The organism is Pedobacter humicola, assembly GCF_056490705.1.
Window position 1 is genome coordinate 69,681 of record NZ_JBWJIG010000015.1, and the last position, 24,296, is coordinate 93,976.

The following is a 24,296-nucleotide window of genomic DNA, read 5'->3' on the forward strand; positions in this document are numbered from 1 at the left end:
CTTTCGCTTATAGTCCTCGCTGCGCTCCGGGCTATTCCGCTTTATCGGGTTTAGGGACAAGAGGGCTGCACGCTGCAATATCACACCCTGCGCTCCAAATCAAAAATACATAAGCATTAGTCGAAAATTTCTTTTAAACGGAAAATTAAGGTACAAACCTCAAATCGCTGCGTACCGGAAAATGATCTGATAATTTAGCCTGGGTAATTTTATAGTTTAATACTTCTAAATCCTTTGAAGTGGCAATGTAATCGATCTGGAAGTTTGGGAATTTACCGTTATAGGTTTTCCCGAAACCATTGCCCTTTTTAATGAAGCTGTTGTTTAGCCCATCCGTAATTTGGGTAACCACGTAAGAAGCCGGTGTATCGTTAAAATCGCCAGCAATCAGGTATGGCGTTTTACAGGTGGCCATTTCCTTTTTCATGATATCTACCTGGCCACTGCGCTTCAGAAAGGCACTCTTGAGCATCCTTAAAATCCGTTTAGAGGGTTGCAGTTCGGTATTCATTTCCTTCACCTTATCCAGGTAATCGTAATCCTGTTTTTCGAAAGATATCGACTGAAAATGTACATTGTAAATCCTTAAGGTTCTCCCTTTAATATTTAAATCCGTGTAAATGCTCATGTTACCAGGGAAACCTTCAACGAAAGGAATTTTACCAGAATCTTTAATCGGGAATTTGGAGAAAATGGCCAGGCCAACGGCCTCGTAACTGTTTTTATTGGTGGGTACGAAGTAATAGTATTTTGTGTTCAATAATGCTTTTAGGCTATCAACCGTATCAAACGCACCCTTATAACGGGTAAAAAACTCCTGAAAACAAATGATATCGGGATTTTGATCTTTTACAACCTGTAGCATTTTTTCCTTTACCGATTCGGTATTGTCTTCGCCATACAGTTTAAAGCTGTGCACATTGTAGGTCATCATTCTGATGCTGTTTTCTGCTTTTTCTGCAAGGCCTTCATCACCTCCAATGGCAAAAGTTGCTTTTAAGGTTTTAGCACCAAGGGCAATAACCAGAATGGTAGCAATGGCGAAAATCCATTTTTTGCTTAAAAACCACCAAACCAAAAAGATAATATTGATGAATAGTACAAAAGGATAGGCCAGGCCAAAAAAGGCAATGATGGCATGTTTTCGCGGATCCATATTTCCGGCCAGTACGCCCAATAGCAGGGCAATAGCCAATACTACGGCAATGGGCAAGAGCAGTTTATCCAGGAAACCATATTTCTTTTTTTTTGTGGCCATTAATCTTTGCTTGCCTTAAATAATTTTTCTTTTTCTACCGCTGTTAATTTATCGTACCCTGAAGTAGATATCTTGTCTAAAATGGCATCTATCTCCTGTTGAGAAACACCGCCTTTAAATTCAGGTTTTTTAACCGGTTTTTCATTGCGTACTACTTTTAATTTTGGTTTGCGCTGGAATAATTTGCTCCAGTCTCTTCCGTTTTGGAGGCTTTTAATAAAGGCAAAACCTAAAAGTGCACCACCAATGTGTGCTAAACTTCCACCTGCATTTACCGAACCGATGGCAATAAAATCGAGGACAAAATATACAATGGCAATCCATTTAATTTTAACCTCGCCAAAGAAAAGCAGCATGATGGTATAATTGGGTACCAGTGTTGCAGCAGCAAAAATGACGGCCATTACCGCGGCCGATGCGCCTACAATGGTTACACCTGCTAATCCGCTGGCATACAGTGGAAAGATGTTTAAAGCAGCAACGGCAAATAAACCCCCAAATAAACCGCCAGCGAGATATACAAAGTGGAACTGACGGCTTTTTAAGAAATTCATAAATATGTTGCCGAACCAGAATAATCCCAGCATATTGAATAGGATATGAAGAATCCCGTCATGAATAAACATGTAGGTAAAGATGGTGTAAAAGCGCTCGGGCAGTTTGGTAATGCTGGCCGGTAAACCTAGATAATCGCTTACAAACACATCAATTATATCACCATGACCACTCAGCTTGCTAAATACCCCAACCACGGCGATAATTAAAAAAAGCATCACATTAATTCCGATGTAAAAGAACAATGGGTTGCCTGATTGAAAAACCTTGAATTTTAAATCTTTGAAAGTATTATTCATAGAGTGTATAAAATGTATCGTTTTTATCTTTCCATATTTTAACGAGTATAAAGCCGATTAAAGCACCACCCAGGTGGGCATAATGCGCAATAGAATCGCCTTGTATTGATGCGATGCCTAAAGATAACTCCACTAAAATATAAACTGGTATAATGTATTTTGCTTTTACAGGAACAGGAATAAACATAATCAATAATTCGGCATTTGGATAAAGCATGCCAAAGGCAACCAAAAGTCCGAAAATGGCACCAGATGCACCCACCATGCCACCATAATAAATTCCACCTAAAGTATCCATCTGTGCCTGACTGGTAATGTGTTTCTGCCAACCTTCAAATAAGGTAATTTGGCCAATAATCTGTTGCACTTCAAAAGCCTGTACGGCCCATTGCAAAAATAATGCACCTAAACCCGTAATGAAATAAAAGGCTAAAAACTTTTTCGCTCCCCATCTCGATTCGAGCAGGCTACCAAAAGAATAAAGCGCAAACATATTGAAAAAGATGTGCGCAATACCCCCATGCATAAACATATAGGTAATGGGTTGCCAGAATCTGAAATTTGGCGAATTGAAATAAAATACGGCTAGTAAATTATCTAGCTTAAGATTTGGCAGCAAACTCGCAGCCGCGAAAAACAAAACGTTAATAATCAGCAGGTTTTTGACTACTGGCGGGATATATATGTTATTCATTTAATTTTTAAAATTGCTTAATCGGTTAATTTTTTTTTCATCCCCCTGCCTCCTTCAAAAGAAGACCGGGCAGGGCTTAGAAGCTAGACTCCGAACTCCAAGCTCCCAACTCAAAACTGCCTAACCCTTCTCAAACTTCTTATCCAGTTCCGCTAAAGTAATGGTTTGGATAACCGGTTTGCCGCTCACGCTAAAGTTAGGGGTTTTACAGGCAAAAAGTTCATCAATCAGCGTATTCATTTCTTCCTGACCAAGGCTTGTTCCCGCTTTAATCGCACTGTTTTTAGCTAAACTTCTTGCCAGACTATCGCGCTTGCTTAGTTTCAGTTCCTGCTGCGAATTTTTAAAACCCTCGATCAATTGTTCAAACAACTGCGTTTCGTTAATGTTACTACTCCCCAGATCAACCGGAACGCCCTCTACTACCAACGTATTTTTTCCAAATTCGCGTACATCAAAGCCCAAACTTTTTATATCGTCCAGTAAACTTTTGGCCAGTTCGAAATCGTTGGCATTAAGTGTAATGGTTTGTGGAAACAAGCTCTGTTGGGATGCACCTTTGCGGTCATCCAGATGTACGAGAAAACGTTCGTAAAGGATCCGCTCATGTGCCATTTGTTGGTCAATTACCATTAATCCCGATTTAATCTGCGAAACGATATAGCGGTTGTGCAATTGCATATACTGCTTTTGCTTGGTTTCTAAAACCGTTTCATCAGCATAAATAGAGGTTTGCTCTACAACAGGCTGATCGGTTATTTCATAAAGTGAGCCCCAGTTTTTTGCACTTGGTTTGGCTTCGTAATTTCTTGGTGAAGTAGCATAACCGGAAGTAGAGCTACTGTCGCTGGCAAAGGGATTAAAATCAGGATTAAAATTAATGCTTGGGGGTACAATATCTTCAACCGCTTTATGGGTAATCATGTTACTGAAACCCGTTTCCTGATCAAAATCCAGAGTGGGCGAAATGTTGTAACGGCCAATCGAACGTTTTACCGCTGATTTCATGATCGCATAGATGGATTTTTCATCCAGGTACTTGATCTCGGTTTTGGTAGGATGTACGTTTACATCAATTTTTGAAGGATCGATCTCGATAAACAGTACATACAGCGGATAACTGTCGTCTGGTAATAAATCCTCGAAAGCCGAACTTACGGCGTGGTTTAAATAGGGATCCTTGATAAAGCGGTTATTCACAAAAAAGAACTGTTCGCCCCGTGTTTTCTTTGCAAAAGCAGGTTTTCCAATGTATCCCTTCAGATTTATAATGGTGGTTTCTTCTTCAACAGGCACCAAACGTTCGTTATAGTTGTTGCCAAAAAGATGAACAATACGCTGTTTTAAATTGCCCTTTGGCAGGTTGAATATTTCAACACCATCATGGTGCAGACTAAAAAAAACAGCAGGGTGCGCCAATGCAACCCTCTGAAATTCGTCTAAAATGTGGCGCATTTCTACCGGATTGCTTTTCAGAAAATTCCTTCGGGCAGGGGTATTGAAAAATAAGTTTTTGATCGAAATCTGTGTTCCTGGTGAGGTAGCAACGGGCTCCTGGTTGGTTACCTGAGCCCCTTCGATCGAGATACAGGTGCCAATTTCATCCTCATGCCTCCGGGTTTTCATTTCTACCTGCGATATTGCCGCAATAGAAGCCATGGCTTCCCCCCTGAAACCCATGGTACGGATGGCGAATAAATCTTCAGCTTTTTTTACCTTAGAAGTAGCGTGGCGTTCGAAACACATCCTCGCGTCGGTAACGCTCATTCCACAGCCATTATCAATAATCTGAATCAGTGCCTTTCCGGCATCTTTTACTACCAGTTGAATTTTATCTGCACCAGCATCTATAGAATTTTCGAGCAATTCTTTTACCGCAGAGGCAGGTCGTTGAACAACTTCTCCGGCAGCAATTTGATTGGCAACAGCATCAGGCAATAAGTGAATAATATCAGTCATGTATTAAGGCAAAGTGAATTCGCTAAATTATGCAAAATAAGCTTAATGAACCCGATTTGTTTAAAACTCAACATGTAAATGACTGTAGGTAAATAGAATTAATTGCCCGATAGCTCTGTTTTTCTTTGGTTGTCATCCTGAACGTTTAAAGAATCCTTATGAAGAAGAATGAATTGCTTCTGCTTCAGTTTCTTATTTCCTTTTTGAAAAGCAGGTTTTGGTGTCGATCGGTTCGGGTAGTCCTGCTGTTCGCGATATCTTTTGGCTACCTTCGGCTCCGCCCAGGGCGACCGACAAAAGGATATTGCTGCCATCAGGTTTATTTACAAAGGCTTCTTGTCCTAAACGCAGTGACCAATTTGCCTGTAAGAATCAACCGTTGGGATTAAAAAGTACTTCAGAACAGCAATTTTGGTATTCCGAAGTAGAAAAAGGTAGTCTGGAAGGAGGAAGAATATGTTTGAGGATAGAAAGATAGGCTCGGAGGTAGAAAGACGTAAATCTGTTCAATAAACTGTGTAAAATGATATGCTTAGCAGTAGTTTGGCATTAAAATGACGTAAACACGTCGTGGCTAAATGTAAATCTGATCCTTTACATTTGTTTTACGCAATCAACTAAAATATGAAGTTATCAGACAAGGTAAAAGAACTGAGAAGCCAATTTGGGTTTAGTCAGGAAGAATTGGCAAAACAGACACAATTGAGTTTGCGCACCATCCAGCGTATCGAACAGAATGAAACCGAAGCCAGGGGCGATACCCTGATCCGGTTGGCGCAGGCTTTTGATTTAAAACCCATCGATTTAACCGGTCAGGTGGAAAAAGAACAGGCGCAACTGATTCCGCTCTTAAACCTCTCGGCGCTGAGTTTTATTGTTTATCCGGTTTTGGGCTTTATCGTGCCCTTAATTTTATGGTATTTTAAACGCAATGGTGATCCACGCCTGGATGAAGCGGGTAAAAAGCTGATCAATTTTCAGGCCACCTGGACTTTGGCCATTGTCCTCTTGTATGTCCTAACCATTCTGGCTAAGATGATGCATTTTGGAGGGATCTTTAGGATATATACTTTTATGGTTTTGATTGGTGGCTTTTACACCTTAAATTTTATAATTATAGTGATGAATGCTTTTAGAAGTAGAAAGAATAAAGTAGTAATCTACAAGCCGGCAATTCCGTTTTTTTAAGACTAAAACTTAAGTGGTCTGTAGCGGGACGCAGACCATCGATGTATGCACGAATAAAAATCTGTGTTATTCCTGGATGTCTGTGGTGACAAAAATATTGCTTTAACTTCTCAGGCTCGAAATTAATCATGGGTGAGGTGATATTCCGTGCCTTCAGTGTTTCCCCGCCTGAATGGCAGGGCAGGCGTGGCAAACCATTCACGATCTCTGTAAAACCGAATTTACAAAACCAAACGATTTCATTTTCTATCTTTATCGATATGAAATCCATTTTATATACCGTCTTTCTGGCCCTACTGTTTACTTCTTGTACCAAAAAAGAAGAAGTTGATGTAATTGTATACAATGCCAAAGTTTATACGGTAAACAGTAAGTTCGATACCGTTGAGGCCTTCGCTGTGAAAGGCGGTAAAATCCTGGCATTAGGTAAAAGTGACGATATCAAGTCAAAGTATGCTGGTAAGGAAGAGATTAACGCTAATGGTAAGGCAGTTTATCCCGGTTTTATCGATGCCCATGCCCATTTTTATGGTTATGGACAAAATTTACAAACTGCCGATTTAAGGGAAACAAAATCATGGGACGAGGTGCTTAACCGTTTAACCGATTTTGCCAAAACACACCCGGATGGCTGGTTAATCGGTAATGGCTGGGACCAAAACGATTGGGAAAACAAAGCTTTTCCTACAAACGAAAAACTAACGGCCCTTTTCCCCGGCCGGCCTGTATTTTTAAACCGTGTAGATGGTCACGCCGCCATTGCCAACCAAAAAGCATTGGATGCGGCAGGAATTAAAGACAGGCAGAAACTGGTTGGTGGCGATATGCTTACACAAAATGGAAAATTAACCGGCGTTTTAATCGATAATGCGGTGACTTTAGTGGAGCATAAAATCCCATCACCGGATGCCAAACTTGCCGAAAAAATATTTATAGATGCACAAAAAAACTGTTTCGCAGCAGGCTTAACCACAATTGATGATTGTGGCCTGAGTTATTTGGCGGTAGAATTTATCGAAAAACTCCAGAAGGAAAAAAAGCTTAAAATGAGGCTTTACGTTATGCTTTCGGATGAGCCGGATAATTACAATTACCTTTTTAGCCGCGGGCCGATTAAAACCGACAGGCTAAATGTTCGGGCATTTAAAGTATATGCCGACGGTGCTTTAGGTTCGCGTGGTGCGTGTTTGCTACATGCATATAGCGATATGCCCGGTAAAACAGGTTTTCTGTTGAGCGATCAGAAACATTTTGAAGATGTAGCCCAGAAAATAGCCGCCAATCATTTCCAGATGTGTACCCATGCCATTGGCGATTCGGCCAACCGCGTAATTCTGAATATCTACAATAAAATTTTAAAGGGCAAAAACGATCAGCGCTGGCGTATTGAGCATGCACAGGTGGTTAATAAAAACGACTTTGATCTTTTTGGAAAAGCAAATATTATACCCTCGGTGCAACCAACGCACGCCACTTCCGATATGTATTGGGCCGGACAGCGTTTAGGTGCCGAAAGGTTGAAAAGTGCCTATGCTTACAAACAATTGTTGAAGCAGAACGGTTGGATTCCTTTAGGTACCGATTTTCCGGTCGAAAACATTAATCCATTATTAACGTTTTATGCTGCAACGGTGAGAGAAGATGCAAAAGGTTTTCCTAATGGAGGTTTCCAGATGGAAAATGCCTTAACACCCGAGGAAGCATTACGTGGAATGACCATTTGGGCTGCAAAAGCCAATTTCGAAGAACAGGAAAAAGGCAGTTTGGAAAAAGGGAAACTGGCCGATTTTGTTATGCTCGATCACGATATTTTGAAATCAACACCACAAAACATATTAAAAACCAAAGTTTTAAAAACCTACCTGAACGGAGAAAAAGTATATGAAGCGAAATAGATTGTATATCCTGGCTGTGGCAACCTGCTGTAATGTTTTATGTTTAATGGCTTGCGCACAGGAGCATACAGCAAATGAAAAAAAACTCTCCATTGCCAATGCCATTTCCGGCACAACGGTATTGTTGAACAATCAGGATGCGGTTATTCCTTTAAAATCGCTCGATAAAATGAATATTGCATCGGTTAGTCTGAGTTTTGCCTACAGCACGGTATTCGATAGCCTGGCCAATAAGTACGATAAAATCACTTCGTTTTCTGCCGATGCCTATAAGGACAGTGTGAACCTGAATGATTTAGAAGATGATCTTAAATATTTCAATACCGTTTTAATCAGTATCGACGATCAAAATGTAACTAAGGCGAAATATATTAATTTCATTAATAGCATCAGTAAAAATAAACAGGTCATTATTTCTTTCTTCGGCAATGGGCCGGGTTTAAAATCATTCGATCTGCTAAAATCACCAATTGTATGGACGGGCCAAAACAATGCAGATGCTGCCGCAATTGTTCCCCAATATATTTTTGGCGGTATTGCAGCAACAAATAAGTTAACTACTGCCTTTTCTGCCCGTTACACCATGGGGTCGGGCTTTACCACCATAGCTACCCGTTTAAAGTATACCGTACCCGAAGATGCTGGCTTAAATTCGAATAACTTAAAAGAAATTGATGCCATTGCCGCCGAAGCAATCAGTCAGAAGGCAACCCCGGGATTGGTGGTTTTAGTCGCTAAAGACGGTAAGGTAATCTTTAACAAAGCCTACGGTACACACACTTACGATACCAATGTGCCCGATAAAGTAACCGATATTTTCGATCTGGCTTCGGTAACCAAGGTAACCGCCACAACGCCTGCGGTAATGCGTTTGTTCGAAGAAGGAAAGCTAAAATTAGATACAAATATCGGGGCCTATATCCCAAAAGCACGTACCACACCGATGAACAATATCCAGGTTCGTGAAGTAATGTTGCACCAGGCAGGTTTTATCCCTTATATCCCTTTTCACGATTATGTGAAAACTGGCGATTACAGCAGAGATTCATCTGCAGCTTATCCCACCAAAGTAGCTGATAACTACTACATTAAAAAAGGCTTTTTTAAGGATTTCATGTGGCCTAAAATGCTCAACTCGCCCATTAAAACCCGGGGCAAATATGTGTACAGCGATATCAGTATGTACGTAATGAAAGATATTGTAGAGCATATCAGCGAAGAGCCTTTAAATCAGTATGCCTACGAAAATTTTTACAAACCATTAGGCATGCAGACCGCAGGCTTTTTACCCCGCAACCGTTTTAAACCAGAGCAGATTATCCCGACTGAAATGGATACTTACTTCAGGAAGACGTTATTAGTGGGTTATGTTCACGATCAGGGAGCGGCTTTGGCAGGAGGTGTTTCTGGTCATGCAGGTTTATTTGCAAGCGCCAACGATCTGGCGATTATTTACCAGATGCTGTTAAACCGTGGTATCTATGGTGGAACAGAATATTTCAAAAATGCAACGGTAGATATGTTTACGTCAAAACAATCGAATGTGAGCCGCAGGGGCTTGGGTTTTGACCGCTGGGATCCGGACAGTAGCAAACATTATCCTTCAGAGTTGGCTTCGCCACAAACCTATGGTCATACGGGTTATACCGGTACCTGTGTTTGGGTAGATCCATCGCGTGGTTTGGTATATGTGTTTTTGTCCAACCGTGTTAATCCTACGGTTACCGATAAACTATCCAATTTAAAAATCAGGGGAAGAATTCAGGATGTGGTGAACAAGGCCATTGATGAATCGAAGAAATAAAATCTGGTTTATCTGTATTCAGAGTTGTCAGCTTTACCGGCCATATGCCAGAAAGTTGACAACTTTTTTAGCTAAAGATTGATTTCTAACTTATAAACTACCGTTTTAAGTTCTTCTGTATCGCGGTCTTCACACAATAAAAATGTTGTGCCGCGTTCATTCTGATTCAATAAAGTAATACCTTCAAACTTATGTTTGCCAGGAATTTTATTGCTGAAGGTCAGTTTTAAAGTCTGCAGGTCAATACTGCCAATAAAACTGCCTAAAATTTCCCCGTCAGCATAAGTTGATTTGGCATCTTCTGCCGTGGCCGTAAAAAATATTTCATTTTTCACCAGTACAGCGTCCGTAAAAGAAGATTCTACATGATCAATGTTGGGGAGTTTAAAACTATTAAATTTAATTTGGTGAGTGTCGGCTAAATCTGCTCCGTGGATTTTAAATATGCCATTCTTTGCATCGATTCCATTGCCACGGTTAAAAAGTAACCATTCGGTGCCGGTAAAAATTGCACCTTCAAGGTTAAAATTCTGGTTGTCTATTTTGGCGATTGATTTAAGTAGGTTATACGTTTTGGTGAGGTCTTTTTGAACAACCTTTTGTGTTGTGAGATCGAATTCGATCATCAGGTTTCTTTTAGGGGTAGAGCCCGAACCTAAAATGTAGAGCTTATTGTTGTTGTGACAAAGAATTTCGAAATCGGGTTTTATGGATTTGGGGATGTTTTCCAGCTGCTTTAGTCCTGTGTTAAATAATACCTGAATCTTGCGAAGCTGTCTGGTTTTAATGTGGTATGCATTTAAATAAGCACTGTTATCGCCTATAATGTAAAGCAAATCTCCACTTGCGAATAACCCTGAGGCAGAGCCAATTCCTTCAATTTCGGCGAAAACGTCTAAATGTGCTGAATACATATTATCTAAATAACAAAAAAGCATCGGTTTTTTAACCGATGCTTTTAAATTTTCTGTTGCGATTTGTCAGAACTCCAAACTGACAACTCCCAACTATTTTTTCAATCCAATTTCTCTTAATCTTTCATCTAAGTATTCTCCGGCAGTCATGTCGCTATAGGCTTTAGGATGTTCCGCATCAATGGTGGAGGGTAAACTGGTTAAATCCATATCACTGCGTGGGTGTAGGAAAAAAGGAACTGAAAAACGTGAGGTTTTCATCAATTCGCGCGGCGGGTTTACCACTCTATGTGTAGTCGATTTTAATTTATTGTTGGTTAAACGTTGTAACATGTCGCCAACATTTACTACGATATCGGTATGATGTGCTTTAATCGGCAGCCACTCATTGCTGCGGGTTAACACCTCCAAGCCATCAGCACTTGCACCAATTAGTAAGGTAATCAGGTTAATGTCTTCATGTGCACCTGCACGTACTGCATCATCAGGAATGGTTTCCGGGTTTTCAATCGGGAAGTAATGGATGCCTCTCAAAATAGAATTTCCGTTATGTACGTGTTTGTCGAAATAATTGATCGGCAATTCCAGGTAAGTAGCAATAGCGCGTAATAAATGTGTTCCGTTTTCTTCCAGTTTCTTATAGATGTCGCCCGTTACCTTGTTAAACTCAGGTAATTCCTCTAAAACTTCATTGTCAGGATATTCATTTTTAACCGGATCGCCATCGGTTACTTCCTGGCCAATCTGCCAGAATTCTTTTAAATCTGGTGTTTTAGCACCTTTAGCCGTTTCTTTGCCCGCACTGGTATAACCACGTTGACCAGCCAGTTCTGGTTTTTCGTATTTTCTCTTTGTTTCAACGGGGAGCGAAAAGGCCGCTTTAATATTTTCATAAAGCTTATCAATCATTTCCTGACTTAAACCATGGTTGGTGATGGTAACAAAACCCGAATCGTTAAAAGCCCTGCCCAATTCGTCAGAAAACTTTTTACGGTCTTCTGCTGAACCATTGATGTAAGAGCCTAAATCTAAGCAAGGAATATACGGTGTAGACATAATTTTAAATTTTAATGTTATACGAATTTAAAAAAGAATTGTTAATAAGTGCGGTTGGTCTATGGATTTGCAGTTTAAAAATTTATGAATCAATATTTTAAGTTGTTAACATTAACACTGGAATTCACAAATTGTTGCGATTGTCATGTTAAATCCATTATTGATTCGAAAGAAACTATCGTTCATTTTATTTCGTAATATAGGTAAGCAAAAGCAAGAAGCTATAAGCTCTGCGCTTGATTAAAAAACACACACAATGAAGAAAATAATTTTAATGTTATTAACGGTATTGGCCTTAAACCAGGCGAATGCCCAAGGGAAAAAGACAGAAAAGGCCACATTCGGGATGGGCTGTTTTTGGTGTACGGAAGCCATCTTTCAACGGTTAAAAGGTGTAGTTTCTGTTAAATCTGGTTACGAAGGCGGTACCTTAACCAATCCAACTTATGAAGAAGTGTGCACTGGTGCCACCGGACATGCTGAGGTTTTGGAGATCACCTACAATCCGATGGTGATTTCTTATGATGATTTATTGGAAGTTTTTTGGAAAAGCCATGATCCAACAACCTTAAACCGACAAGGTGCTGATAGCGGTACACAATACCGTTCTGTTGTTTTTTACCATACTGCTGAGCAAAAGGCTTTAGCAGAGAAATATAAAGCAGAGTTGAATAAAACCAATGCATATGGTAAAAAAGTAGTAACGGCGATCGAAGCGGCCAAACCATTTTATATCGCCGAAAATTATCACCAGAACTATTTCAATAAAAATGGAAGCGAACCCTATTGCAGGTTAGTGATCCAGCCAAAAATAGAAAAATTGGAAAAAGTATTTAAAGCAAAGCTTAAAGACTAATAAGTGAGGTTGAAGAGCCCTGTAATAAACATTGCAGGGCTTTTTGTTGTTTAATAATTTAGCTATGGTAAAAAGAATTGTACTGAATATCGATACCCGAAAAATCGCTGATGCGGCCAGTTTCTACCGGGATATACTGGGCCTTGATTTAATGATGGATCATGGTTGGATAGCCACTTATGGTGTGGAAGGGCAAAAAATGGATGTACAGTTGAGTTTTGCCTCAGAAGGAGGTTCTGGGACGCAGACCCCAGACTTATCTATCGAAGTAGAAAATATAGATGAAGTATTGGATAAAGTGAAAACAGCTGGATTTCCGGTCGAATATGGTCCGGTAAATGAACCCTGGGGTGTAAGAAGATTTTACACCAGAGATCCCTTTGGTAAACTGGTTAATATCTTAAGCCATATTTAAAGGTTTAGCCATTAGGTTTACAAACAACCTACAGGTAAATATTTATTGTTTATATGTATGCATCTTCTTCATCCTTGGTTAAACTTCTTTCTAATTCCACAGGCCTTTAGCTTTCTCAAGTAGTTCATTACCTTTTTTGCCGATTTCTTTCTTGCCTTTTTCGATGGTTGATGGCTGTGTGTATTCACTTACCGAATTAGATAACGCTTTAAACTTGCCGATACCGGCAAAGATTGTTTCGGTGTAAGGAACACCTTGTTGTTTCATCAGTTTTTCCCAATCTATTTTTGAAAGCATAGCGAACATGTATTTGGTGGCGATTTTGCCCATAAATGCTTTGTCGTACACACTGGTTAGTGCCTTATCGCTTTTACGGTCTTTTACATAAACAATGCTTTTTTGTAATGCCTCTCGTTCACTGTTAGAGAATAAGGGGCTTTGACTCAGCTTTTCCAGTGCCGGCAGCGATTTTTCTGGTTGTTCTTTTTTTAGATTCAAATAAGCAGTTATTCCCCAAACCAGTTCGTTTTGAATACCCAGTTTATTCATATCGGTTAAAAAGGACTCAAAATCTTCAAGTGATCTTTCTTCGTCAATTTTACGCTCCATCCGCATACGGTCGAAACCTCTAAACAGGTAGTTCATACTGTGGAAGGCCAAATGTGTCTGTTCATCATTTAAACGGCCCCAGCCAAAAAAGGATTTGGTATAGGGGAACGGGATTTTTTCGTTTTTGTCGAGCCATTTGATGTTCCGGGAAAGGCCATCTTCCGACAGGTAAAACAGGCTGTTGCTAAAAAACAGAAAACCGCGGACAAACTCCAAAAGTGTTTTAACTTCCGAGTCATTCAACAGCTCAGGTTGGGTTTTGGAACATTCATACAATGCAAAAGGTTGTCCCAGATCTCTGGTTGCTAACACCGCCATACTTAAAATGGCATGTTCTATATTTTGATTGTAGGCTTTGTTCGAATCTTTAAAGAAAGGCTGCGCCGTTTTGGAATCCGTTTTCATGGCGATAAAACCAGCACTAAGCAATGGGAAAACATCTTCGTCCGTTTCTTTTACAAATTGTTTCACAGCCCGATATTCTTTATATACCCTTAGGGCATCGATCACAGAAATGCTTTCGTTGTGATGTCCGTTTATTGTATTTAACGTTCTGACAACACTTTGTGCCTGCTTGCTGAATTTTTGATACTCAGGTAGGGTAGTATCCTGAACTGCAGCTGAGCGGACCGCTATCTTCGCGAATTTGTAAAAGGTGATTTTATCATAATTAATGTTTTCGGCCAGTTTCTTTTGATCCAGTTCGAGCAAAAGCTGATCGGTTTTTTCACGTGAGCATGCTGTGAAAAATATTATAATAAAGAGCAGGATTAATTTTTTCATGAGGTATGGTTCAATAAATAGATCTGTAAAACTAATGTTTTAGGCTAAGAAAATGCAGATGATGTCTTTTAGTATGGTTTTTTTTGCCATAATCCTGTTAATTGTTGTTGATTTCTTAAATATCATGGTTGTTTAGAGGCAAAATGATAAATATTTTAAAGAATCAACCAGGGCTTTTAACGATTTCATAACTGTGGCCATGTGTTAATTTAATGTCTTTTTTGGTTTGTCCGTTGAGTGCGGTATAGTTTGGATTAAAATTTGATTAGAACCCGTTAAAAAAGTGACGTTGTTTCTAATTTTAAGGCAATTTTTTTAAGATTTAGTGCCCTAAAATTCGTGAGATGTTTAAAATCATTCTAAATTTGTAACTCCTTTAAAGTAAGATGACAAAAAAGAAAAAGACAGTTGGTAAAACTGACGCTGATGTAATTTTAATAGGGGCCGGCATCATGAGTGCAACCCTTGGTGTTTTATTAAAACAATTAGAGCCCAATTTAAGTATCGAAATTTACGAACGTTTGGATATTGCGGCGGCAGAAAGTTCTGATGCCTGGAATAATGCCGGAACAGGGCACTCCGCTTTTTGTGAATTAAACTATACGCCCGAGAAGAAGGACGGTACGGTTGAAATTAAAAAAGCTGTTCAGATTGCTGAACATTTTGAGGTTTCCAAGCAGTTTTGGTCTTACTTAGTGAACAAAGGATTGGTTTCAGATCCCTGCAATTTTATCCGCAATATTCCCCACATGAGTTTTGTTTGGGGAAAGAAAAATGTAGAATATCTTAAAAAACGCTATGATGCATTAACGCAATGCGATCTGTTTAGCGATATGCAATATACCGAAGAAACAGAGCAGGTAAAAAACTGGGCACCGCTAATTATGGATGGCCGGAAAAAAAGCGAAAAAGTTGCCGCAACAAAGATGGATCTGGGAACCGATGTCAACTTCGGCACGTTAACCCGCGACATGTTTAACAACTTAAAGGAGCAAAGTAACGTTACGCTGCATTTCAATCACGAAATCCGCGATCTGAAAAAGAATAAAGACGGTAACTGGATCGTAAAAGTTAAAGATCTAGAAAGCGGTGATAAACGTAAACGTGTAGCCAAATTTGTATTTATCGGTGCGGGTGGTGGTTCTCTGCCATTACTAGAAAAATCTGATATCCCTGAGGGAAAAGGTTTTGGCGGTTTCCCGGTTAGCGGGCAATGGTTAAAATGTACCAACGAGGAAATTATTAAAAAACACCATGCCAAGGTATATGGCAAGGCTGCAGTTGGTGCACCTCCAATGTCGGTACCTCACCTGGATACCAGGATGATTAATGGCAAACAGGCCTTGTTATTTGGTCCTTACGCGGGATTCTCTACGAAGTTCCTTAAAAACGGATCTTTCTTAGATTTACCAAAATCGATAAAATTTAATAATATCCGCCCGATGATCTCAGCCGGGTTGCATAATCTCGATTTAACAAAGTATTTGATCGAACAGGTAAGACAATCACCGGAAGATAGATTAGAAGCCCTGAAAGAATATTTACCAACTGCCGAACTTAAAGACTGGGAGCTGGAATATGCCGGACAACGTGTTCAGGTAATTAAAAAGGATGAGAAACAAGGTGGTATTTTAGAGTTCGGTACAGAAGTGGTAAGCGCCGCCGATGGTTCTATTGCAGCTTTGTTGGGCGCTTCTCCTGGTGCTTCAACAGCGGTTTCAATTATGCTTGATCTGTTAAACCGTTGTTTTGCTGAAGATTTGGCAACTGACGAATGGCAGGCCAAAATTAAAGAAATGATCCCAACGTATGGCAAATCACTTGCGAAAGATGCCGATCTTTGCAAAGAAACCAGAAGCAGAACCTCAAAGGTTTTGAAAATAGAAAATACTGTAACTGCTTAATTAATAACAGCAATAAATTTTTTAAGAGGTTCCGATGTAAATCGGGACCTTTCTTGTTCCGTAGGAATGTTTGCTGTTTCTCTTCACAGGCCCTCCGTTAATAAACCTGATGGAAACGGCAGCCCCCGATTTTTTTCTAATCAGGGCTACAGTGTACAGCAGGACTACTGTAACCGATCACTCACCGAACCTTGCTTTTCTAAAAAAAAAAGGAATACAATTCTAATACACCAAAAAGGGTATCCAATTGCTTGAATACCCTCTTTAGTGAAAAAAAGTCTTTATGTTTAAGCGGCAATCACTTCTGCAACTTCATCGGCAGAAATATCGCTGTGCGATGCTTCCAGTACGCAATCGCCGTCTTTGATTAATAAAATCTGTGGCGATTGATGTGCTACCTGGAATACTTCTGCAATTTTATTGGAAATGTCGCGGTAACTGATTAAATCTAAAAAATAAAGTTTAGTATCTGCCGGAATGATATCCCAATCAAATTCAAAATTCTTTTTAGCCATCAAACTGATAGAGCAACGTGTACTGTGCTTAAAAATAAGGCTAAAACCGCTTGCGTCTTTGATTTCGTCAAGCTGTTCTATTGAAGTTAAGTTAACCCAAGTCATGATATTAATATTATTGTTTACAGGACAACAATTGCAGTTGAATAAAGTTCTGCAAATGACCTGAATATGAGATTACAGATATAGCTAGCTTAGTTTCTTCTGCGCTTGCCTTCTGGATACGATCCATAAGCAGGACAAAGTTTAGAAGAACAAGATTCTAAAATGGTAATGGTGCAAAACACCGCCAATAATAAGATGGCTACTTTTTTCATCCGTATGTATTTGTTATTTCAATGGCGATCAAACAGTTGTGATTTATTCACGAAGGCGTCGCCGGATTTGATAATTTTTAAACTCCTAAGGTACAAATAATTATTAAAATGCAAGTTTAAATTTGAGCAGAAAAATCAGCCATTTTAATTGCTGTAATCGCTGCCTCATCGCCTTTGTTGCCATGTTTGCCACCCGCACGGTCTTGCGCTTGTTCCAGGTTATTGGTGGTTAAAACGCCAAAAATCACAGGTTTACTGTATTTAATGCCTACATTGGTTACGCCATGTGCTACAGCATCACAAATAAAATCGAAGTGTTTGGTATCACCCTGAATTACACAGCCTAAACAGATTACCGCATCGATGTCGCTTCTTTTGCTTAAAAGAATTTCCGCGCCACCCGTTAGTTCGAAACTTCCCGGAACAGGTAAAGAGACGATGTTTTCTGCTGCAACCCCATTGGCCAACAAAGTTTTTAACGCACCATTGTATAAGGCACCGGTAATTTCGGCATTCCACTCGGCTACAATGATCCCAAATTTATAGTTTGCACCGCTGGGAACCGTGGTGTGAGAGAAATCTGATAGGTTTTTTAATTGTGTCGACATGGCGCAAAGATAATGTTATGCTCCGAATGTTAAAAACCTTAATGTTTACTGGTTGTAACATTTTGTTCGGGAATGGTTAGATTAGTATCATCATCAGATAAATTTTAACCGCTTATGGAATTTTTACGTTCTGCCCATCTTGATTAAAACGCAATTCACCCTATGAACATATTATTACGTATTTCTGCTTTATTTCTTTTCATCTTTTCACTCCCGTTCAATGTTTCTGCGCAACGGAAATATACACTCGATGATTTTTACAGGGTCGATTCTATTGCCAATCTGGCCAAACCAAAAGATGCATTGGCATTGATTGAAAAAATAAATGTTCAGGCACATCAAACAGGGAATACACCCTTGCTGATTAAGTCGGTTATTTACCGGATGATGTTCCAAAGCTATCTGGAAGAAAATGCCTTTGATAAAATTTTAAGCGATCTGCAAAGTGATATCGGCAGGGCCAAACAGCCGGAAAAAAGTATTTTGCAGTCGCTTTTGGCCGAAACCTATTGGAATTATTTGCAACAGAATAGTTGGCAGATCAGTCAGCGTACACAGGCGCAGGGCGACATTAGCAGTGATATTAAAACCTGGAGCATTAAAAAACTGAATGAAGAGACGGTAAAAAACTATCTCTTATCTTTAAAAGAGATACAGATTTTACAGCAGGTTAAAGTAGATACACTTGATGCCGTTTTAGCAGGAGATAAAAAGTACAGGAGTTTCAGACCTACGCTATACGATCTGCTCGCGCACCGTGCCATCGATATTTTAAGCAACACGCAGATCAACCTTACCCAATATGAGGATGAGCTGATCGATATGGGCAATGTTAAATGGTTTGGAAACAGGGCAGAGTTTTTAAGTATTGCGGTACCAGCAGATAGCACATCATTTAAACCGCAGGTGTTACAATTGTTTAAAAACCTGATCAGATTTCATGAAACAAATAAGAATTTTTCTGCGCTGGCTGATGTTGATCTAAAACGGTTAAAGTTCGTACATCAGTATTTTACCGGTGATGGCGATGATTTATATTATCATGCGCTAACCCAGTTGGCCGAACAAAGCACTAAAAGTGAAGTTTATGCCGATATTTTATATGAACAGGCCCAAATGCATAAAAATGCATCTCTGCCGGTTGATACCAATAAGCAGAACCTCATCTCGGCGATTGCCTTAGCCGAAAAGGCTATAAGCGCTTTCCCTAAAAGTATTGGGGCAGAGAATGCGGCGAATCTGATTGAACAGATTAAAAGCAGCGATTTATCAGTTAAAATAAAGGGTTATGTACAGCCTGAAAAACCTATCCAGTTGTACTTATCCTATAAAAATACCGATATCGTGCAACTAAAATTGTTTAATACGCCGGAAATTAAAAATGACAATGAGCATTTTGAGGATAAAAAAGATTTTTTAAATTTTTTAAGAAAAAATAAGATCCTCAAACAGTGGGCAGTAACTGTTCCAAAAACAAAGGATTATCAAAACCACAGTTTAATAGATAAAATAGAGGGCTTAAGCTTTGGAAATTACACTTTGATCGCCCAAACCATCAACCCTGAACAAAACGATACCACATATAGTAGCATTAATTTTAAGGTGACCTCAATGGCGGTAGTTAACAGGCACAACCATGATTATCATGAATATTTTGTAAGGGACCTGCGAAATGGCGCGCCGCTAAAAAACGTAAAAATCCAACAACAGAGATACGATTATAACACAGGTAGATACATCGATGGTGAACTGGTAAGCACAAACGTGAGCGGTTATGCCAGTACCGCTGAAACCCGGAGTGGTATGAGTAGTGCATTGGTAAAAATGGGCAAGGATGAATTGCGGCTAAATATTAATAGTTATTACAGCTATCGGAATAACGGCGATGAAGATAAAGAACGGGTAATCCTGTTTACCGACAGACCGATTTACCGCCCGGGGCAAACTGTTTATTACAAGGGTTTGTGTTTAAAACTCGTAAATGGTAAGAATAAAATTGAGGTAAATAAAGGACTTGAAGTTTCTTTTAATGATGCCAATGGTAAAGAAATCACCACTACTAAAGTAATCAGTAATGATTATGGTACCTTTCATGGCACATTTAGCATTCCAATGGGCCTGTTAAATGGCCAGATGGAAATAGAAACCGATTATGGGAGCGTTTCTGTACAGGTTGAAGAATATAAACGGCCTACATTTGAGGTGGTTTTTGATAAGCCTGATAAGCACTATAAACTGAACGATAGCATCAAGGTGCAGGGCAAGGCCACTTCTTTTTCAGGATATGCGGTAAGCAATGCCAAAATAAGTTATCACGTTTACAGGCGCGCGATGAATGAAGAACGCTTAACTTTTGCCGAGCGTAGTGCCATTTATGGGGGTAATATCTTTTCTGAAAGGAAGCAGGTTGCCATCGGCAAAACGGTTACCAGAGCAGGTGGTAAATTCGAGATCACTTTTTTTGCAAAAGCCAGAGATAAGCGGAATAATTATACTTATGAGGTTGTAGCAGATATAACAGATTTGAACGGCGAAACACGTTCGAAAAGTACCGATATCAATATTGGGAAAAGCGACATTGCACTTAATATCAGTACAGAGCAAGTGCTTTATCTTAACAACAAAACCGATAGCATTTCTTTTACGGTTACCAACTTAAATAACGAGCCGATCAGGGCCAATATTAAAGCAGAATGGAATCTGTTGCAGTCGCCATCAAGGCTGATGAACAAAAGCCCGTTTGACGCCGAAAATTATACCATGGGCAGGGAAGAATTTATTAAAAACTTTCCTGATGATGAGTATAACAACGAACTCGAAGTGACTACATGGCCGGTAAAATCGTTAGCATACCAACAGCACATTAATGCTAAAAACGGACGTGGCAATTTAACTTTTAATCAGAAAAACCTAAAAGCAGGCTATTATAAAATCAGGTTATTGGCTGTTAACGAACAGAACGATACCGTTAAAGTAGATAAATACCTGGTGGTTTACCATGAGGAACCTGCGGTAATCCAATCCAATATCGAATGGATTACTCCAGAGGTAACTGTGATCAAACCAACCGAAAGTGCGGTTTTCCGTTTGGCCGGACTGGTAGAAAATAGCAGGGCATATTATGAGGTTTATTATCGCGATAGCATAGCCGAAAAAGTTTGGGTCAACCTATCTCCTAAGCAGAGCCTGATTAAGATTAAGCCCAAAGCAGGGTATGAAGATGGTTTTTCCGTGCAGTTTACCATGGTATATCAGGGTACGGTATACAACTCCCTGCAACAGGTAAAGATAACAGATCCGCAAAAAGAACTGAAAATCCGCTTTTTAACCTTTAGAGATAAATTACAGCCAGGCGAAAAGGAAAGCTGGAAACTGCAGATCAGCAATAACAATGGTGAAAAACAGATGGCAGAGATGGTGGCCACACTGTATGATGCGAGTTTGGATGACCTGAGGAGAATGAATTGGACGACGAATTTTCAAAGCAATTTCAACTATTATTTTTATAACTGGAATTTCAATGTAAACGACATCGCCAATCCAGATTACCTATGGTTTTTAAAGTCTAAACAAAATTATAATGTGCTTAAACGTGGTTACGAAAGCCTAAATCTGTTTGGGTACAGTTATTACGGTGGCTATAATTATGGCTACCGAAATTACATGAGTACGATCCAAAAGGCCAGAAAAAAAGGTTTATCGCCTGAGGCTATTGCTAAACTTGTCGAACTGGAAAAAGGCAAACTGGTTTACGGTGTGGTAATGGATAATCGGGGCGAAATACTATCGGGAGTGCAGATCAGGTGTGGTAAATTGGTAACCACCACCAATGTTTTTGGTATCTATACTATCGATGCGAAAGTGGGTGAGACCCTGAATTTCGGCTTTCTAGGGTACAAAAATCTAGCAATAAAGGTAGCGGCAAAAAAACGGATCGATATAACCTTAAAAGAAGATGGGCAGGCATTGAACGAAGTTGTGGTTGTAGGCTATGGAGCACAAAGAAAGGAAAGTGTAACAGGTTCAGTAGTACAGATTAGAGGTACTTCTACTCTGCAGGGGAAAGCAACAGAATTAAGTGTAGCGGCACCTACAGTCGAAAAATTAAAAAGTGCTGCTCCAGGCACAACATTATATGACGATAAGGACCCGACACTGCGTCAGGAAGTGGAGGCTCTTAAGAATAAAAAAACAACTATCACCCCACGCACCAACTTCAACGAACTTGCATTTTTTTATCCCCAGCTCTTAACCGATGCCAAGGGTGAAATCAAGATTGAGTTTACCATCCCCCAGAGTTTAACACGTTATAAAATGATGGGTTTTGCCCACACCAAAGATTTAAAAACAGCGTCCGTTACCAATGAGCTGGTTACACAAAAACAACTGGCCATAGCAATCAATGCGCCGCGTTTTTTGCGTGAAGGGGATACGATTTTGTTGAGCGCCAAGCTCAATAACCTGGCGGGAAAAAAACTTACAGGCAAGGCCAGTTTAACACTTGCAGATGCCCTAACGGCTAAACCGATCCAGATTTTTGCAGCAAATGAAAAAACTGAGAAAACTTTTGAAATCGACGATGAAGGCAATACGGTTCTAAAATGGTCAGCAATTATCCCTTCGGGCATTAGCGCCATTACCTATAAAATTTTGGCCCAAAGTGGTCAATTTAGTGATGGTGAAGAAAACACCATTCCGGTTTTGGCCAATGCGATGCTGGTAACCGAAAGCATGCCGATAAATGTGCGTGGCAATACCACCAAAACATTCGATTTCGAGAAACTGGAAAAATCCGCTAATTCAAAAACCTTGCGCAGCCAGAGTTTAACCTTTGAATTTACCTCTAACCCGGTTTGGTATGCCGTGCAGGCTTTGCCATATCTAATGGAATATCCTTATGAATGTGCCGAACAAACTTTTAGCAGGTTTTATGCCAATAGTTTTGCAACTGGAATCCTCAATTCGTCGCCAAAAATTAAAACTGTTTTTGAGCAATGGAAAAATACCAATAACGGCGAGGCACTTTTATCCAGCCTGGAAAAAAACCAGGAGCTCAAATCTATTTTATTGGAAGAAACACCCTGGGTGCGCAACGCGGATAATGAAACCGAACGTAAAAAACGTTTGGCTTTGCTTTTCGATTTAAACAGGATGACTTACGAGTTGAAAAACAATTTCGAAAAACTGGAGAAAATGCAGTTTAATAATGGTGCATTTCCTTGGTTTAGCGGGATGCGAGAAGACCGTTACATTACCCAGCATATTGTTTTAGGCATGGGGCAGTTAAAAAAACTAAAACTGATTGACGAAAAGGCTAATCCGAAATTTAATAATATGCTAAACAAAGCCATTGCGTATTTAGATGCCGCATTGGTTAAGGATTATAAAGATGAAGTTAAGGGGAAACGTTTTTCCTATTTACCATTGCATTACCTGTTTGCCAGAAGTTATACCAACCAGAAAAATACCAGCCCCGATTTTGTAAAGGCAAAAGATTTTTACCTGAAAAAATTAACAGCCAATTGGAAAACATTCGACACCTATCAGTTGGCACAAACTGCGCTGGTTTTAAATAGAAATGGCAATAATGTAGAAGCAAAAAAAATCATTACGCTGCTCGGCCAAACTGCTCAGCAAAGCGATGAGCTAGGCATGTACTGGGCGACCAATAAAGCCGGCTGGTGGTGGTACCAAAGTCCGATAGAAACTCAATCTTTATTGATTGAGGCTTTCGATGAAGTAGCGAAAGAGACCAAGGCAGTAGAAGAGATGAAAATCTGGTTGCTCAAAAACAAACAGACCAACGATTGGAAAACAACCAAGGCCACCACCGCCGCCTGTTATGCCTTGTTAATGAAAGGGACTGATTTACTAACCGAAAACAATGATCCGGATATCACTATTGGAAGTCAAAAAATAGCAGATTTACAACAGCCTGATGCGGCAAAAGAGGTTGGAACAGGTTATCAGAAATTAACCATTTCAGGTCCAAATGTAAAACCGGAAATGGGTAAAGTACAGCTGAGAAATAACAACAAAACCATTGCCTGGGGTGCAGTATACTGGCAGTATTTCGAGCAACTGGATAAAATAACCTCGGCCAATACCGGAGTGAAGATCAAAAAACAGTTATTTATCCAGAAAGCCGGCGAAAGAGGCGATGTATTAACGCCACTTGCCGCAAGCAATGTTTTGGCGCCTGGAGATTTATTGAAGGTGCGCATCGAAATTTACTGTGACCGCGATATGGAATACCTTCATCTGAAAGATATGCGGTCGTCGGGGTTTGAACCTGTAAATGTGATCTCTCGTTACAAATATCAGGATGGCCTGGGCTATTATGAAAGCACTAAAGATGCCTCAACTAATTTCTTTATCAGCTATATGCCAAAAGGGACCTATGTATTTGAATATCCGCTACGGGTTACCCATACGGGGAATTTCTCTAATGGAATCACCTCTTTGCAAAGTATGTATGCGCCAGAGTTTACGACACATTCTGCTGGAATAAGGGTTACGGTAAAATAAATGTATTACAAACCTCGCAGGTTCTAAAAACCTGAGAGGTTTAAACTTAGGTAATCAATATTTTTTGAAAAGCAGGGTTCGGTGCACTTGGGTTATCAAAGCCCTGCTATCCGCTTCAAAGCCTTGGTTCGTGCCTCAC

At 39.8% G+C, this 24,296-nt stretch carries 18 protein-coding genes; 7 read left to right on the forward strand and 11 right to left on the reverse strand.

Going from position 1 to position 24,296, the window contains the following annotated elements; genetic code table 11:
• Nucleotides 1-145 precede the first annotated feature (145 nt).
• From AC04Q1_RS20640 to AC04Q1_RS20660, 5 genes are all read right to left on the reverse strand, one after another.
• Nucleotides 146-1,258, reverse strand: coding sequence for an endonuclease/exonuclease/phosphatase family protein (locus AC04Q1_RS20640; RefSeq protein ID WP_478366456.1), 1,113 nt, complete (start codon nt 1,256-1,258; stop codon nt 146-148).
• Nucleotides 1,258-2,112, reverse strand: coding sequence for a rhomboid family intramembrane serine protease (locus tag AC04Q1_RS20645; protein ID WP_478366457.1), 855 nt, complete (start codon nt 2,110-2,112; stop codon nt 1,258-1,260). Before AC04Q1_RS20645 ends, AC04Q1_RS20640 begins: the two co-directional genes overlap by 1 nt.
• Nucleotides 2,105-2,806, reverse strand: a complete 702-nt coding sequence (locus tag AC04Q1_RS20650) for a rhomboid family intramembrane serine protease (protein WP_478366458.1) — start codon at nt 2,804-2,806, stop codon at nt 2,105-2,107. Before AC04Q1_RS20650 ends, AC04Q1_RS20645 begins: the two co-directional genes overlap by 8 nt.
• A 120-nt stretch (nt 2,807-2,926) precedes the next feature.
• Nucleotides 2,927-4,765 (reverse strand): DNA mismatch repair endonuclease MutL, encoded by a 1,839-nt coding sequence (gene mutL, locus AC04Q1_RS20655; RefSeq protein ID WP_478366459.1) that lies wholly within the window; start codon nt 4,763-4,765, stop codon nt 2,927-2,929.
• A gap of 98 nt (nt 4,766-4,863) precedes the next feature.
• Entirely contained in the window at nt 4,864-5,079 is a 216-nt protein-coding gene (locus tag AC04Q1_RS20660; RefSeq protein ID WP_478366460.1) for a hypothetical protein, read from the reverse strand.
• Between the two features lie 310 nt (nt 5,080-5,389).
• Between AC04Q1_RS20660 and AC04Q1_RS20665 the strand changes: the two genes are divergently transcribed.
• From AC04Q1_RS20665 to AC04Q1_RS20675, 3 genes are all read left to right on the forward strand, one after another.
• On the forward strand, nt 5,390-5,953 hold the full coding sequence (locus AC04Q1_RS20665) for a magnetosome magnetite crystal formation protein family (RefSeq protein ID WP_478366461.1): 564 nt from the start codon (nt 5,390-5,392) through the stop codon (nt 5,951-5,953).
• A gap of 260 nt (nt 5,954-6,213) precedes the next feature.
• Nucleotides 6,214-7,848 carry an amidohydrolase gene (locus AC04Q1_RS20670; RefSeq protein ID WP_478366462.1) on the forward strand — a complete coding sequence of 545 codons (1,635 nt, stop codon included), beginning with the start codon at nt 6,214-6,216 and terminating at the stop codon, nt 7,846-7,848.
• Nucleotides 7,835-9,652 (forward strand): serine hydrolase domain-containing protein, encoded by a 1,818-nt coding sequence (locus tag AC04Q1_RS20675; protein WP_478366463.1) that lies wholly within the window; start codon nt 7,835-7,837, stop codon nt 9,650-9,652. Before AC04Q1_RS20670 ends, AC04Q1_RS20675 begins: the two co-directional genes overlap by 14 nt.
• 71 nt (nt 9,653-9,723) lie before the next feature.
• On the opposite strand, the gene AC04Q1_RS20680 is transcribed toward AC04Q1_RS20675, so the two are convergent.
• Together AC04Q1_RS20680 and AC04Q1_RS20685 are read right to left on the reverse strand one after the other, a co-directional pair.
• A complete protein-coding gene (locus AC04Q1_RS20680; RefSeq protein WP_478366464.1) occupies nt 9,724-10,566 on the reverse strand; it encodes a DUF6929 family protein in 843 nt (280 codons plus the stop codon).
• A gap of 93 nt (nt 10,567-10,659) precedes the next feature.
• Entirely contained in the window at nt 10,660-11,622 is a 963-nt protein-coding gene (locus tag AC04Q1_RS20685; RefSeq protein ID WP_478366465.1) for an isopenicillin N synthase family dioxygenase, read from the reverse strand.
• A gap of 256 nt (nt 11,623-11,878) precedes the next feature.
• On the opposite strand from AC04Q1_RS20685, the gene msrA reads away from it, so the two are divergent.
• Both msrA and AC04Q1_RS20695 read left to right on the forward strand, forming a co-directional pair.
• Nucleotides 11,879-12,478: a peptide-methionine (S)-S-oxide reductase MsrA gene (msrA, locus tag AC04Q1_RS20690; RefSeq protein ID WP_478366466.1), complete on the forward strand. Its 600-nt coding sequence runs from the start codon at nt 11,879-11,881 to the stop codon at nt 12,476-12,478.
• 64 nt (nt 12,479-12,542) lie between these two features.
• Entirely contained in the window at nt 12,543-12,893 is a 351-nt protein-coding gene (locus AC04Q1_RS20695) for a VOC family protein (RefSeq protein ID WP_478366467.1), read from the forward strand.
• 90 nt (nt 12,894-12,983) lie between these two features.
• On the opposite strand, the gene AC04Q1_RS20700 is transcribed toward AC04Q1_RS20695, so the two are convergent.
• Nucleotides 12,984-14,285 carry a hypothetical protein gene (locus tag AC04Q1_RS20700; protein ID WP_478366468.1) on the reverse strand — a complete coding sequence of 434 codons (1,302 nt, stop codon included), beginning with the start codon at nt 14,283-14,285 and terminating at the stop codon, nt 12,984-12,986.
• 386 nt (nt 14,286-14,671) lie between these two features.
• Between AC04Q1_RS20700 and AC04Q1_RS20705 the strand changes: the two genes are divergently transcribed.
• Nucleotides 14,672-16,189 carry a malate:quinone oxidoreductase gene (locus tag AC04Q1_RS20705; protein ID WP_478366469.1) on the forward strand — a complete coding sequence of 506 codons (1,518 nt, stop codon included), beginning with the start codon at nt 14,672-14,674 and terminating at the stop codon, nt 16,187-16,189.
• 287 nt (nt 16,190-16,476) lie between these two features.
• Here AC04Q1_RS20705 and ytxJ read toward each other — a convergent pair whose 3' ends face one another.
• The 3 genes from ytxJ to ribH all read right to left on the reverse strand — a co-directional run bounded on the left by ytxJ (nt 16,477) and on the right by ribH (nt 17,629).
• A complete protein-coding gene (gene ytxJ, locus AC04Q1_RS20710; RefSeq protein WP_478366470.1) occupies nt 16,477-16,809 on the reverse strand; it encodes a bacillithiol system redox-active protein YtxJ in 333 nt (110 codons plus the stop codon).
• 89 nt (nt 16,810-16,898) lie between these two features.
• The gene (locus tag AC04Q1_RS20715; protein WP_255420130.1) at nt 16,899-17,021 is read right to left on the reverse strand and encodes a hypothetical protein; all 123 of its coding nucleotides are present in this window, start codon (nt 17,019-17,021) and stop codon (nt 16,899-16,901) included.
• A 116-nt stretch (nt 17,022-17,137) separates the two neighbouring features.
• Entirely contained in the window at nt 17,138-17,629 is a 492-nt protein-coding gene (gene ribH / locus AC04Q1_RS20720; RefSeq protein WP_478366471.1) for a 6,7-dimethyl-8-ribityllumazine synthase, read from the reverse strand.
• A gap of 162 nt (nt 17,630-17,791) precedes the next feature.
• Between ribH and AC04Q1_RS20725 the strand changes: the two genes are divergently transcribed.
• Entirely contained in the window at nt 17,792-24,157 is a 6,366-nt protein-coding gene (locus tag AC04Q1_RS20725; RefSeq protein WP_478366472.1) for an alpha-2-macroglobulin family protein, read from the forward strand.
• Nucleotides 24,158-24,296: the final 139 nt, after the last annotated feature.